Genomic DNA, 11,023 nt, shown 5'->3' with positions numbered 1-11,023 from the left:
CAGCCGTTCCTGCCAAAGCGCGGCATCCGGCGTTTCATAGAGGCGAAACAGATCGGTGCCCCCCGCAAGCTGCAGGCCCGCCTTTTTGGCGAGTTGATCCAGCCGGGCTGCATCGGCGCGCAGGCGTTGATGGGTTGCCTCCGCCCAGGCGGTATCGCGCAGCGCGGTCGTGCCGATTTCGAGCGCGGGGCCGCTTACCGGCCAGGGGCCGAGCATGTCGGCAAGCCGCGCGATCAATGCCGGGTCCCCCACCACGAAGCCCAGCCGGAGGCCGGCGAGGCCCCAGAATTTCCCGAAACTTTTCAGGATCAGCAGACCGGGCCTCGTGGCATGGGGCATGAGGCTGGCGGAAGGCATCACGTCGCAGAAGCTTTCATCCACAATCATCAATGGGGCGGTCAGCGCCGAAGCGTCGAAGGTTCTGCCGTCGGGGTTGTTCGGATGCACGATGACGGCGGCCTCGGCCTGCTCGCTCTCGGGGACCTCTGTCCAGCCGTGGGCGGCGAAGGACGCGCCGTGTTCGTTGTAGGTGGGCTGCGCGATGCTGACCCGCCCCGGCGACGCCAGCCGGGGGATTTGCGCGATCGCGGCAGAGGCGCCCGGCACGGCAAGCAAGGCAGCGTCCGGTGGCACGTTCCAGAAATGCCGCGCGGCCTCGATCAATCGTTCCTGTGCGCGTTTGTCGGGCAGGGCGGTCCAGCTATCCGGTGACAGGCGGGGCACTGGGTAGGGCCGAGGATTGATGCCGGTCGAAAGATCGATCCAATCGGCGCGGTGGCCCCCGAATCGTTTCGCGGCCGCGTCCAATCCTCCGCCATGCTCCCTAATGTTTCCCGACACATATCCCCGCTTTCGCCCGCTGCGCATTTTCGCGACGCCTCCGGCGACAAAACGCAAATTGGCGCACGGATCAAGTAAAGACGCCTTTCATGCAGGGCTTTCGCTGTGCTTTGGCCTCAAATTTTCTTGCCGGATCACGGGGCTGACCCAGATTGTCGCAAATAATTAACTTGATGTTTGCGATGCTTGCGGCAGCCTGACCTGAGGGGGTGTGGATATGGAAGCGATGTTATCGACGGAAGTTCGGGCCGGGCTCAACGCTGCGCGGGCCGCCAGCATAAGAAAAGCGACGCGGCTGCGGATCGAGGTGGATGGCGCACGCCATTCCATTCTGCGCATGAAGGGGAACGGCTTTGCGCTGGACCCCAAAGAGGTGCCCCAGCTGCGCGGGCTTGTCGATGTCTATGACGGGGCCACACATCTGATGCGCTGCCTCGTCGTCGCCGTGGATGAGATCGACGGTGAAATGCACTACGAGTTCAAACGCGCGACCCGGGTTGCGGACCGGCCCGCTGCCGATTTCGTACGCGACGACAACGCACCCGTCGCGCTGATCGGTATCTGAGCGGGGCGGCCTTTCGGTACCTGCGAATGTCTATTGCAGGTCAGCGAATGCGCGCCGCACCCTTTCGCAGGCTTCCACCACCCGTGCCCGGGGCGTTGCGATATTGAAGCGCAGATAATCTTCGCCACCCTTGCCGAAGGTTGGCCCGTGGTTGACCGCGATCTGTGCGTCCTGTTCCACCCTGCGGGTGAACTCCTCCCTCTCCATCCCCGTGCCTGAAAAATCGACCCAAGCCAGATAGGTCGATTCAAGCGGCATGGAGCGCAGGCCGGGTATCGCATTCATAGCCTCATCAAAGACCCGGCGATTGCCGTCGAGGTACGTGCATAGATCATCGACCCAGGCGGCGCCCTCTGGCGAGTAGGCCGCTGTCGCCATGAAAAGCCCGAAGGAGTTCGGGGACAGGCCAAGCGCGGCCATGCGCTTTCCAAATTTGGCGCGCAGTTGGGCATGGGGGATAATGACGTTCCCGATATGGCTGCCCGCGATGTTGAAGGTCTTCGTCGTCGCCGTCATCACGATGAGCCGATCCTCGATCCCGTCCAGCAGGGCCATCGGTGTATGGCTTTGCCCGGGCATCAGAAGGTCGTGATGAATTTCGTCCGAAACGATCAGCAGATCGTGGCGCTTGGCGAAATCGGCGACACTCTGCAGTTCCGCCCGGGTCCATACGCGGCCGCCGGGATTGTGGGGAGAGCAGAGGATCAGCATTTTTTCCTGACCGGTCATCTGCGCGTCGTAGCTGTCGAAATCGAAGGTGTACCGCCCGTCATCCAGTGCGAGTTCACATTCGACCACTTCGCGCCCTGCCGCTTTTATGACCCGGGCGAAGGCATGATAGACCGGGGTGAACAACACGATCCCGTCCCCGGGCTGGGTAAAGGCATCCACGCACATGGCGGTGCCGTTCACCAGCCCGTGTGTCGTAAAGATCCACTCAGGCGCGACATCCCAGCCGTGGCGGTTTTTCATCCACCACTGGATCGCGCCAAGGTATTCGGAATCGTCGCCGAAATAGCCGTACACGCCATGGTCGATCTGCCGCTGCAAGGCTTGCTGCACCACCTCGGGCGGGCGGAAATCCATGTCGGCCACCCACATGGCAATGCCCGTTTCGGCCGGAACGCCGTAGACTTTCTCCATCGCGTCCCATTTTGAGCAATGGGTGCCGCGGCGCTCGATGATTTCGTCAAAACTCATGGATGTCTCCTGTTGTCCCGGACCGGCAGGCTAGCCACAATCGCCCGGGCCGCAAGCCCCCGGTTGCGGCAGCCCGAGGCTTCGCCTAAATCACTGACATGATACGCCCGATCCTATTGCATCCCGATCCACGGTTGAAAAAGCCGGCCCAGGCCGTCGATGATCTGTCAGACGCCCGGCGCGCGTTGGCCGACGACATGCTGGCCACCATGTACGATGCCCCGGGCATCGGTCTTGCCGCGCCGCAGGTCGGTGTGCTGGAGCGGCTGATCGTGATGGATTGCGTCAAGGAGGAAGGCGTCGCCGCGCGCCCGCTGGTGATGTTCAACCCGCAGATCGTCGCATCCTCCGACACATTGAACACCTACGAAGAGGGGTGCCTGTCCATCCCCGAGCAATTCGCAGACGTAACCCGCCCCGCCGAGGTTGAGGTGACATGGCTCGACCGGGAGGGCCGGGAGCAGCGCGAAACCTTCGATGGGCTTTGGGCGACGTGCGTCCAGCATGAAATCGACCATCTCGACGGGAAGCTTTTCATCGATTATCTCAAGCCACTCAAACGCCAGATGATCACGCGAAAGATGGTGAAGCTGAAGCGGGAGCTTGCACGCGAATGAGCGTTCTGCCGATCCTGAAATGGCCCGATCCGTTTCTTCGTGTTCACTGTGCGCCGGTCGCCGAGATCACGCCGGACATCGATACGCTCATCGCGGATATGTTCGACACGATGTATGCCGCCCCGGGGCGCGGGCTTGCGGCGCCGCAGGTCGGGCGGCACGAACGTGTCTTCGTGATCGACGGAGGCTGGAAAACCGGAATCCCTACGCCTATGGCCTTCGTGAACCCTGAGATCATCACGATGTCCGACGAGATGCAAGTGGGCGAGGAAGCATGCCTGTCCATCCCGCGCGAAAGCATGATGGTTCCGCGCGCGCGGGAGGTAACCCTGCGCTGGGACGGGCCGGGAATGACCCGCAGCGAAGCCGTTTTTTCCGGAGTGGAGGCGGTGCTGGTCCAGCATGAGTTCGATCATCTGAACGGTGTGGTGATCTATGACCGCATCGACCGGAACGCCGCCCCTGCGGACAGCCGGCCAAGGCCGCCACGCCCGTGAACGTCCGCCGCTGTATACCCTGGCCGGATCCCCGGCTGCGACGCGGCGCAGAGCCGGTGGAGGAGATCACGGACGAAGTGCGCGCGATCTGGGACGACATGATAGATACCATGGATGCCATGCCCGGTGTCGGCCTCGCCGCGCCACAGATCGGGATCATGTTGCAGCTTGCGGTCGTCGATGCCTCGCAGGGGCGCAACCGTCGTATCCGGCTGGCAAACCCCCAGATCATCGATGCCTCCGCGGTCATGAACGACCATGATGAAGCGAGCCCCAACCTGCCCGGCGCATCCGCGCGCATATCCCGACCCCGGGGGGTTACCGTGCGCTACATCGATGAAACCGGGATGGTGACGCGCCGTGATTTCGTAGGGCTGGAGGCGACATCCGTGCAGCATCAGATCGATCACCTTGCCGGAAAGATGTATTTCGACCGCTTGAGCAAGACCAAGCGGGACATGCTGTTGCGCCGCGCCCGGAAGGCCGCCCGATGAGCGGGCAAAAGCAGCGCCGCATCGTCTTCATGGGAACGCCGGAGTTCTCGGTGCCCGCTCTCGATGCGCTGTACGGCGCTGGGCATGACATCGCCTGTGTCTATACGCAGCCGCCCCGGCCCGCCGGGCGGGGCAAGCGCCCGCGTCCCAGCCCGGTACACCAGCGGGCAGAGGCGCTGGGCCTTACCGTACGCCATCCGGTTAGCCTGAAGGACGCCGCGGCACAGGCGGAATTCGCGACCCTTGGCGCCGATCTGGCGGTGGTGGTGGCTTATGGTCTCATCTTGCCGGCTGCCATCCTCGATGCGCCTGCGCAGGGCTGCCTCAACATCCATGCAAGCCTGCTGCCGCGGTGGCGGGGCGCCGCGCCCATTCACCGCGCGATCATGGCGGGGGATGATGAAACGGGCGTGTGTATCATGCAGATGGAAACGGGGCTGGATACGGGCCCGGTTCTGGATTGCGTGCGCATGCCGATCACGGGTGAGGATACGACCGCCGCCCTGCATGACCGGCTGGCCCGTTCCGGCGCCAATCTGATCGTGGACGTGCTGGCGCGGTTGGAAACGCTGGAGCCGATCCCCCAGCCGGATGATGGCGTGACCTACGCCTCGAAGATCGAAAAGGCCGAGGCCCGGATCGACTGGCATCGCCCCGCGGAAGAGGTGGACCGGCAGATCCGCGGCCTCTCCCCCTTTCCGGGCGCGTGGTTCGAACATGAAGGCCAGAGGATCAAGGTGCTTCATTCCACCCTTGCGGAAGGGTCCGGCGCAGCCGGTCTTGTTCTGGACGAGGCGCTTACAGTGGCCTGCGGGTCAGGTGCCGTTCAGCTCACCCGTTTGCAGCGCGCCGGCAAAGCCGCACAGGACGTGGCCGACTTCCAACGTGGCATGCAGATCGCGGCGGGTACCCGCCTGACCGGAGGATAGGCGATGTTTCCAACGATCATGGGTACGGTCGTGATTGCGGGTATCGTGGGGTATCTCAGCGAAAAATCCGGATTTACCCACAATGGCATCCTGCAATCGATCATCATCTGCATCGGCGGCGCGTTCCTGTTCTATTTCGTCCGGCTGATGTTCGGCATCGGCTTCGGCAGCCCGGGGCTCAATGCCATCGCCTCCTCCATCGGGGCGCTGATCATCGTGCCGTTTCACTGGCGGCGCTGAGCCTCAGGTTTTCGGCGGGCTGCTCTTGTAGACAGGCAGGTGCCATCCCCAGAAAAGCGATCCGGCCCGCAGTACCCAGGTAACAGCCGCCCCCGCCAACAGCGGCGCCGTCACTGCCGGAAGGTAGGCGGCAAGGGCAGCCGCCGTGGCTGCACCGGCGAAGGCCGCCGTAACGTAGAGTTCCCCCTGCTTCAGCACCAGCGGCACCTGACCGACGACAACATCACGCAGGAGCCCGCCCATGCAGCCAGTGATCATCCCCATCAGAACGACAACGATTGCAGTTTGCTCAAGCGCGAGAGCGACGCCCGCCCCGGCCGCCACGGCCACGCAGAGCGCCAGACTATCGAGCCAGATCAGAGTGCGAAGCCTGCTTTCCAGAAGATGCGCCGTAAAGAAGACGACGAGTGCTGCAAAGACCCCGACGGCGAGGTAGGTCGGATTGTCGATCCAGAAGATCGGATTGCGATCCAGCAGCAGGTCACGGATCGTGCCACCGCCAAGCGCCGTGAGGCAGGCCACAAAGGCAAAGCCCACCAGGTCAAGTTGCGCCCGGCTCGCTACCAGCGCGCCGGTGATGGCAAAGACCAGCACCGAGGCGTAATCCAGCAGCGCCACCAAAGTCATGGCTTGAAGGGGGCCATGCCCGCGCGGGCAAGCGCATCCGCGCGTTCGTTTTCGGGATGGCCCGCGTGGCCCTTGACCCATTTCCATGTCACGTCATGGCGGGCATTGGCCGCGTCCAACCGCTGCCAGAGTTCGGCGTTCTTGACCGGCTTCTTGGCGGCGTTTTTCCAGCCGTTTTTCTTCCAGCCATGAATCCAGCTGGTGATGCCGTTCTTGACGTAATTGCTGTCCGTGACCAGCGTCAGCTTGGTGGGGCGTGCCATGGTTTCCAGCGCATTGATCGCCGCCAGAAGCTCCATCCGGTTGTTCGTGGTGGCCGCCTCGCCGCCCTTCAACTCGCGCTCCTTCACCACCCGGTCGCCGTCCATGGCGCGGATCAGCGCGCCCCAGCCACCGGGGCCGGGATTACCGGAACAGGCGCCATCTGTGTATGCAAATATCTCAGCCATCGGCTGCGACTGCTATCCAATCCGCCATGGTGCCGTCCAGCCCTTTGTCGCGGCCCGTGGTCGTCTTGCGAACCACGAAGCCGGCCTGGCGGAGAAGAGAGGTGAGTTCCGCCGGTTCATAATAGGTGTAAAGGCGACCCAGGCTCTCACGCTTCTCTCCCTTGCCGGTTTTGACGGCTAGGTGCAGCTTTCCCCCCTTGCGCAAGGCCGCGTGAATGGCAGCGAGATGCCGGGGCATTTCGGTGCGCGGGGCATGCAGCAGGCTGAAGTTGGCCCAGACGCCACCATAGGCATCGATTTCGTCAAGATCGTCGAAACTGCCCAAGCGGGCGGTAACCCCTTCGGCAGCCGCGGCAAGCGCCACCATTTCCGGTACCGGGTCCATCGCGACCACGTCGAGCCCAGCGTCTGCCATCACTTTCGCGAACCCACCGGGCCCGCAGCCCAGGTCGAGAACCCGCGCCCCCGGCGGCAGGCCAGCGATGAAATCGGCAAGCAAGGGATCATCCAGAATGCCGGGGGCGGTGGTGTCTGCATATTCCTGCGCGCGTTCGGCATAGACGTCGAAGGTGCGCCTGTCGTTCATGCGAGTATACCGACGCCAAGGGACAGAACGACGCCGGCTGTCAGCAGCAGCCGCAAGGACATCCACCACCGCGGGGCCAGTCCCCACCGCCAGAAGGCATAGTCCAAGAGCAGCAGGGCCACGAAACCTGAGAGCAGCGACGTCAGCGCGCTGACCGGCCCCGTACCGGGTGCGAAAAACCACCACAGGGCGGGCAGTACCGACAGGGCGTATCCCATTGTCGCCCGCGCGCCCGTCGTTTTCGTCGCGAAACCCCAGAGCACGCCGGACATGAACGGCAGAATGATCCCGCCATAGCGCAGAAGAACCAGACGCCCGTCGCCCTGCAGCGCCGCGGGCAACGGCAGCCTGCCAGCGTCGAGACCGAGGATCAGCAGAGCGCCCCAGAAAAAGGGGATCAAACCTGCCAGCCCGAGGGTAAGCGCCCCGGACGGAATGCCCTTCATGCCTGCCTCAGGACGCGGGGGACCTTGAATTCAACCCGCTCCTGCGCGGTTTCGACTTGTTCGACAGTGACGTCATAGCGATCCCGGAAAGCATTGATGACCTCGTCGATCAGCACTTCGGGGGCGGATGCGCCAGCGGTGATGCCGATGCTTCGAATACCGTCGAGACTGCGCCAATCGATGTCGGTGGCGCGCTGTACCAGTTGCGCATAGGCACATCCGGCCCGGGCGCCTACCTCGACGAGGCGGCGGGAGTTGGAAGAGTTCGGTGCGCCGACCACAAGGATAGCATCGCAATGAGGGGCCATCGCCTTCACCGCTTCCTGCCGATTGGTCGTGGCATAGCAGATGTCTTCCTTGTGGGGGCCGACGATTGCCGCAAACCGCGCTTTCAGGGCGGCTACGATATCGGTTGTGTCGTCAACGCTGAGGGTGGTCTGGGTGACATAGGCAAGCCGCTCGGGGTCCCGCACCCTGAGCGTTGCCACATCTTCGGGGGTTTCGACCAGCAGCACCTCACCCTCGGGGAGTTGGCCCATGGTGCCGACGGTTTCAGGGTGGCCCGCGTGGCCGATCATGACGATTTGGAGGCCGGCCTCATGGTGTCGCTGGGCTTCGATATGTACCTTGCTTACGAGCGGACAGGTCGCATCGACGTAGATCATGTTGCGCGCTTCGGCCGCGGCGGGGACGGCTTTGGGGACGCCATGGGCGGAAAAGATCACCGGGCGGTCGGTGGGGCATTCGTCCAGTTCCTCCACGAAGACCGCGCCGCGTTCGCGCAATTCGTCCACGACATATTTGTTGTGCACGATCTCATGCCGCACGAAGACTGGGGCACCCCATTTTTCTAACGCCATCTCGACGATCTTGATCGCACGGTCCACACCGGCGCAGAAACCGCGTGGCGCGGCAAGGTAGAGAGTAAGCGGCGTATTGGACATCGATGCCTCCTGCGTTGGGGCACAGGTAAGGGTTGGGGCGGGATGCGTCCAGACCCCCGGTATTGACACCGAAAAAACACATTTTTCGATTTGGTTTAAAAATTGTTAACAAGTTCAACTTTAGGTTAAAAAATTGGTGGAGTTGTGGATAAGATTGGCATAGGGTAGGCGAGTGTCCGCTCATCAATAGAGTTATGCACGGGCGTTTACCCTACGTTAACGCTCAAATAATCGAGGTGGTCGCGCCTCTCTCGCGTGGGCCCTCAGAGTAATGGTACTGAGCCTATGAAGATACTCGTCGTCGATGATGACCCGATCGTTCTGGATATCTGCAAAACCTTCCTTTTGAATATAGGATATGCCGACGTTCACCTGTCACAGAACGCGGCGGATGCGATCGAACAGATCGACGCGACGAGAACCCCCTTCGACTGCTTTCTACTGGACATCAAGATGCCGGATAAATCCGGGATCGAACTTATCGCCGATATTCGCAGTCGGCCTGTCTATGCTTTCGTGCCGATCGTGATGTCGACCGCACAGGAAAGCCCCCAATATATCGCGGAGGCTTTCGCCGCGGGTGCGCTGGACTATCTGGTCAAACCCTTCGAACTCTTCGATCTCGAAACCCGGATGCATGCCATAGAGATGCATAGCTTCGAGATCGCGCGTTGGCACCGGGCCCACGCAACGGCGGGGGCGGGTGAAAGCTTGCCGCAGCATATCGAGATGATGAAGCAGCGCGGTGCCATGAAGAAGCTGGGGGACGGCGGTCTCGTCTCTCCCATCGCGTTCGAGAACTGCCTGCTCCAGCTTGAGCCGAGTTCGGGGCGAAAGCTCAATGTCGTTGCATTGCAGGTGGAGGATATGGACAGCATCATGCGCCGTCTTTCTGCCGAACGGCAGGTATCCTATCTAAGCGCGGTCGCGGATGCCCTGGTGGAGCAGGTGGGAAAGCTAAAAGGACTGGTCTGTCACAAAGGGCGCGGCCTGTTTCTGTTGATGTCCTATGTGGATCTGCCGGACCTGAACGAGATGGTGCACCGCGATCTGGCCAAGGTCTTCGCCGAGATGGATGAAGCCTATCTGCGGTGCTGCGGCCTCAGAACGCGCGTCAGTTTCGCCAGTGCGAGCTATGCCGAACAGCCGAAGGACACATGGCCGCTGCATCTCATTGAAAACGCGATCGGCCGCCTCGGGCGGTAACGACCGCGTCTTCGCCGTCTATTGTTCGCCCGGGGCGTTATCGCGCGGGGGCCGTCCGATGACGTCGCGCAAATCTTCCAGTTCGATGAAGTTGTCGGCCTGCCGACGCAGATCGTCGGCGATCATGGGCGGCTGGCTTCGTATCGTGCTGACAACGGAAACGCGCACGCCCTGCCGCTGAAGGCTTTCGACCAGCGGGCGGAAATCACCATCGCCCGAGAAGATCACGATATGGTCGACATGAGGGGCGAGTTCCATGGCATCGACGGCAAGCTCGATGTCCATGTTTCCCTTGACCTTCCGACGGCCAAGGCTGTCAGTATATTCCTTGGCCGGTTTAGTCACCATCGAGTACCCGTTGTAGTTCAGCCAGTCCACAAGGGGGCGAATGGGCGAATATTCGTCGTTTTCAAGGAGCGCGGTATAATAGAATGCCCGGAGGAGCTTGCCCCGGCGCATGAACTCCTGACGCAAAAGTTTGTAGTCGATGTCGAACCCCAGCGTCTTCGCCGCGGCGTAAAGGTTCGAGCCATCTATGAAGAGAGCCAGCCGCTCGTCCCTATAGAACATCATATTCCCTTCTGAGGTCCGCGCGGGTAACAACCCGCCTCACCATTTGTTCTTTTTATTGGAAACCGAACCCTAGCATCGACTTAGTTCCCGGTTCCGGCTTTACGTTTACGTTACCTATATTCTTTTGCAGTCGGATCAACCCGTCCTTTCAGGAGCATCCAGCGTGTCAAATCGTGTGTTTCGCAACCGTATTCTAGTGGCCTTCGGCAGTAACCTTGCGTCAAAAACCGCCACTTCGGCTGAGTTGTTGCGCGAAGCGCAGGCACAACTTGAACGAAGCGGCGCGACGATTCGTGCTGCTAGCAGATTGTATCACAGCCCGGCTTTTCCCCCGGGAAATNGGCCAGATTATGTCAATGCGGCGGCAAATTTAGAGGCAAACTGGACCGCGGCTGAAGCCCTTGGCCATCTGCATGCGATCGAAGCAATGATGGGGCGGAAGCGGGGGGAGCGGTGGGGGCGGCGAACGCTCGATCTCGACCTTCTTGCGGTGGGGGATACGGTGCTGCCGGATGCCGCGACACATCGTCGCTGGCGGGAAATGCCCCTGTCGGAACAGGTGGGTAAGACCCCCGAAGAACTGATCCTGCCGCATCCTCGCATGGAGGATCGCGCCTTCGTTCTTGTCCCTCTGGCAGAGGTGGCGCCGGACTGGGTGCATCCGCTCACCGGCCTGACCGTAAGGCAGATGCTGGCCCGCCTGTCCAAGGATGACATCGACGGTGTGACCGCCTTGGAATAGGTGCTTGTAAACCGCTGGAAAGGGGCCTAGATACACTCATTCCAGCAACATCTGATCTATTGGAGCAT

16 protein-coding genes are annotated in these 11,023 nt (G+C 61.8%); 8 read left to right on the top strand and 8 right to left on the bottom strand.

Annotated features, from left to right (window positions below; translation table 11 throughout):
• Positions 1-867, bottom strand: an 867-nt coding sequence (locus tag A3764_RS04315) for a threonine-phosphate decarboxylase (protein WP_201722397.1), incomplete at its 3' end; no start/stop codon positions are given.
• Positions 868-1,057: 190 nt separating this feature from the next.
• Here A3764_RS04315 and A3764_RS04310 point away from each other — a divergent pair.
• Positions 1,058-1,405, top strand: a complete 348-nt coding sequence (locus A3764_RS04310; RefSeq protein WP_067923084.1) for a hypothetical protein — start codon at positions 1,058-1,060, stop codon at positions 1,403-1,405.
• A gap of 30 nt (positions 1,406-1,435) precedes the next feature.
• Here A3764_RS04310 and A3764_RS04305 read toward each other — a convergent pair whose 3' ends face one another.
• On the bottom strand, positions 1,436-2,605 hold the full coding sequence (locus tag A3764_RS04305) for a MalY/PatB family protein (protein ID WP_067923087.1): 1,170 nt from the start codon (positions 2,603-2,605) through the stop codon (positions 1,436-1,438).
• Positions 2,606-2,703: 98 nt separating this feature from the next.
• Between A3764_RS04305 and def (A3764_RS04300) the strand changes: the two genes are divergently transcribed.
• The 5 genes from def (A3764_RS04300) to A3764_RS04280 are packed head-to-tail and all read left to right on the top strand — an operon-like array spanning position 2,704 to position 5,382.
• Positions 2,704-3,222 (top strand): peptide deformylase, encoded by a 519-nt coding sequence (def, locus tag A3764_RS04300; RefSeq protein WP_067923090.1) that lies wholly within the window; start codon positions 2,704-2,706, stop codon positions 3,220-3,222.
• Complete coding sequence (gene def, locus A3764_RS04295; protein WP_067923092.1) at positions 3,219-3,719, top strand: peptide deformylase; 501 nt, start codon at positions 3,219-3,221, stop codon at positions 3,717-3,719. The genes def (A3764_RS04300) and def (A3764_RS04295) overlap by 4 nt, the downstream gene beginning before the upstream one ends.
• Complete coding sequence (gene def, locus A3764_RS04290) at positions 3,716-4,213, top strand: peptide deformylase (protein WP_067923095.1); 498 nt, start codon at positions 3,716-3,718, stop codon at positions 4,211-4,213. Before def (A3764_RS04295) ends, def (A3764_RS04290) begins: the two co-directional genes overlap by 4 nt.
• A complete protein-coding gene (gene fmt, locus A3764_RS04285; RefSeq protein ID WP_067923098.1) occupies positions 4,210-5,142 on the top strand; it encodes a methionyl-tRNA formyltransferase in 933 nt (310 codons plus the stop codon). The genes def (A3764_RS04290) and fmt overlap by 4 nt, the downstream gene beginning before the upstream one ends.
• A gap of 3 nt (positions 5,143-5,145) precedes the next feature.
• On the top strand, positions 5,146-5,382 hold the full coding sequence (locus tag A3764_RS04280; protein ID WP_067923101.1) for a hypothetical protein: 237 nt from the start codon (positions 5,146-5,148) through the stop codon (positions 5,380-5,382).
• Between the two features lie 3 nt (positions 5,383-5,385).
• Here the strand turns inward: A3764_RS04280 and A3764_RS04275 are convergent, their stop codons facing one another.
• Genes A3764_RS04275 through ispH form a run of 5 tightly spaced genes read right to left on the bottom strand, consistent with a single transcriptional unit; the run spans position 5,386 to position 8,434 of the window.
• Positions 5,386-6,009 carry a trimeric intracellular cation channel family protein gene (locus A3764_RS04275; RefSeq protein WP_067923104.1) on the bottom strand — a complete coding sequence of 208 codons (624 nt, stop codon included), beginning with the start codon at positions 6,007-6,009 and terminating at the stop codon, positions 5,386-5,388.
• Positions 6,006-6,458 (bottom strand): ribonuclease HI, encoded by a 453-nt coding sequence (gene rnhA / locus A3764_RS04270; protein WP_067923107.1) that lies wholly within the window; start codon positions 6,456-6,458, stop codon positions 6,006-6,008. The genes A3764_RS04275 and rnhA overlap by 4 nt, the downstream gene beginning before the upstream one ends.
• A complete protein-coding gene (locus tag A3764_RS04265; RefSeq protein WP_067923111.1) occupies positions 6,451-7,044 on the bottom strand; it encodes a class I SAM-dependent methyltransferase in 594 nt (197 codons plus the stop codon). The genes rnhA and A3764_RS04265 overlap by 8 nt, the downstream gene beginning before the upstream one ends.
• Positions 7,041-7,490, bottom strand: coding sequence for a DUF3429 domain-containing protein (locus tag A3764_RS04260; RefSeq protein ID WP_067923114.1), 450 nt, complete (start codon positions 7,488-7,490; stop codon positions 7,041-7,043). The genes A3764_RS04265 and A3764_RS04260 overlap by 4 nt, the downstream gene beginning before the upstream one ends.
• Positions 7,487-8,434, bottom strand: coding sequence for a 4-hydroxy-3-methylbut-2-enyl diphosphate reductase (ispH, locus tag A3764_RS04255; protein ID WP_067923614.1), 948 nt, complete (start codon positions 8,432-8,434; stop codon positions 7,487-7,489). The genes A3764_RS04260 and ispH overlap by 4 nt, the downstream gene beginning before the upstream one ends.
• Positions 8,435-8,719: 285 nt before the next feature.
• Between ispH and A3764_RS04250 the strand changes: the two genes are divergently transcribed.
• Entirely contained in the window at positions 8,720-9,640 is a 921-nt protein-coding gene (locus tag A3764_RS04250) for a response regulator (RefSeq protein ID WP_067923611.1), read from the top strand.
• An 18-nt stretch (positions 9,641-9,658) separates the two neighbouring features.
• Here the strand turns inward: A3764_RS04250 and A3764_RS04245 are convergent, their stop codons facing one another.
• The gene (locus A3764_RS04245; RefSeq protein WP_067923609.1) at positions 9,659-10,210 is read right to left on the bottom strand and encodes a LabA-like NYN domain-containing protein; all 552 of its coding nucleotides are present in this window, start codon (positions 10,208-10,210) and stop codon (positions 9,659-9,661) included.
• Between the two features lie 166 nt (positions 10,211-10,376).
• Here A3764_RS04245 and folK point away from each other — a divergent pair, with 166 nt between their 5' ends.
• Complete coding sequence (gene folK / locus A3764_RS04240; protein WP_082865893.1) at positions 10,377-10,955, top strand: 2-amino-4-hydroxy-6-hydroxymethyldihydropteridine diphosphokinase; 579 nt, start codon at positions 10,377-10,379, stop codon at positions 10,953-10,955.
• Positions 10,956-11,023: the final 68 nt, after the last annotated feature.

Origin of the sequence: Sulfitobacter sp. HI0129, assembly GCF_001635395.1 — a bacterium.
Taxonomy (GTDB): domain Bacteria; phylum Pseudomonadota; class Alphaproteobacteria; order Rhodobacterales; family Rhodobacteraceae; genus Sulfitobacter.
Note: the sequence above shows the minus strand (reverse complement) of the source record. Positions and strands in the feature narration are given on the sequence as shown.

Excerpts from the sequence above, each read along its gene's own strand:
- A3764_RS04245 (WP_067923609.1), bottom strand. The coding sequence starts at position 10,210 with ATGTTCTATAGGGACGAGCGGCTGGCTCTCTTCATAGATGGCTCGAAC.
- A3764_RS04275 (WP_067923104.1), bottom strand. The coding sequence starts at position 6,009 with ATGACTTTGGTGGCGCTGCTGGATTACGCCTCGGTGCTGGTCTTTGCC.
- def (WP_067923090.1), top strand. The coding sequence starts at position 2,704 with ATGATACGCCCGATCCTATTGCATCCCGATCCACGGTTGAAAAAGCCG.
- A3764_RS04280 (WP_067923101.1), top strand. The coding sequence starts at position 5,146 with ATGTTTCCAACGATCATGGGTACGGTCGTGATTGCGGGTATCGTGGGG.
- fmt (WP_067923098.1), top strand. The coding sequence starts at position 4,210 with ATGAGCGGGCAAAAGCAGCGCCGCATCGTCTTCATGGGAACGCCGGAG.
- A3764_RS04250 (WP_067923611.1), top strand. The coding sequence starts at position 8,720 with ATGAAGATACTCGTCGTCGATGATGACCCGATCGTTCTGGATATCTGC.
- A3764_RS04310 (WP_067923084.1), top strand. The coding sequence starts at position 1,058 with ATGGAAGCGATGTTATCGACGGAAGTTCGGGCCGGGCTCAACGCTGCG.
- rnhA (WP_067923107.1), bottom strand. The coding sequence starts at position 6,458 with ATGGCTGAGATATTTGCATACACAGATGGCGCCTGTTCCGGTAATCCC.
- A3764_RS04260 (WP_067923114.1), bottom strand. The coding sequence starts at position 7,490 with ATGAAGGGCATTCCGTCCGGGGCGCTTACCCTCGGGCTGGCAGGTTTG.
- A3764_RS04265 (WP_067923111.1), bottom strand. The coding sequence starts at position 7,044 with ATGAACGACAGGCGCACCTTCGACGTCTATGCCGAACGCGCGCAGGAA.
- def (WP_067923092.1), top strand. The coding sequence starts at position 3,219 with ATGAGCGTTCTGCCGATCCTGAAATGGCCCGATCCGTTTCTTCGTGTT.
- A3764_RS04305 (WP_067923087.1), bottom strand. The coding sequence starts at position 2,605 with ATGAGTTTTGACGAAATCATCGAGCGCCGCGGCACCCATTGCTCAAAA.
- ispH (WP_067923614.1), bottom strand. The coding sequence starts at position 8,434 with ATGTCCAATACGCCGCTTACTCTCTACCTTGCCGCGCCACGCGGTTTC.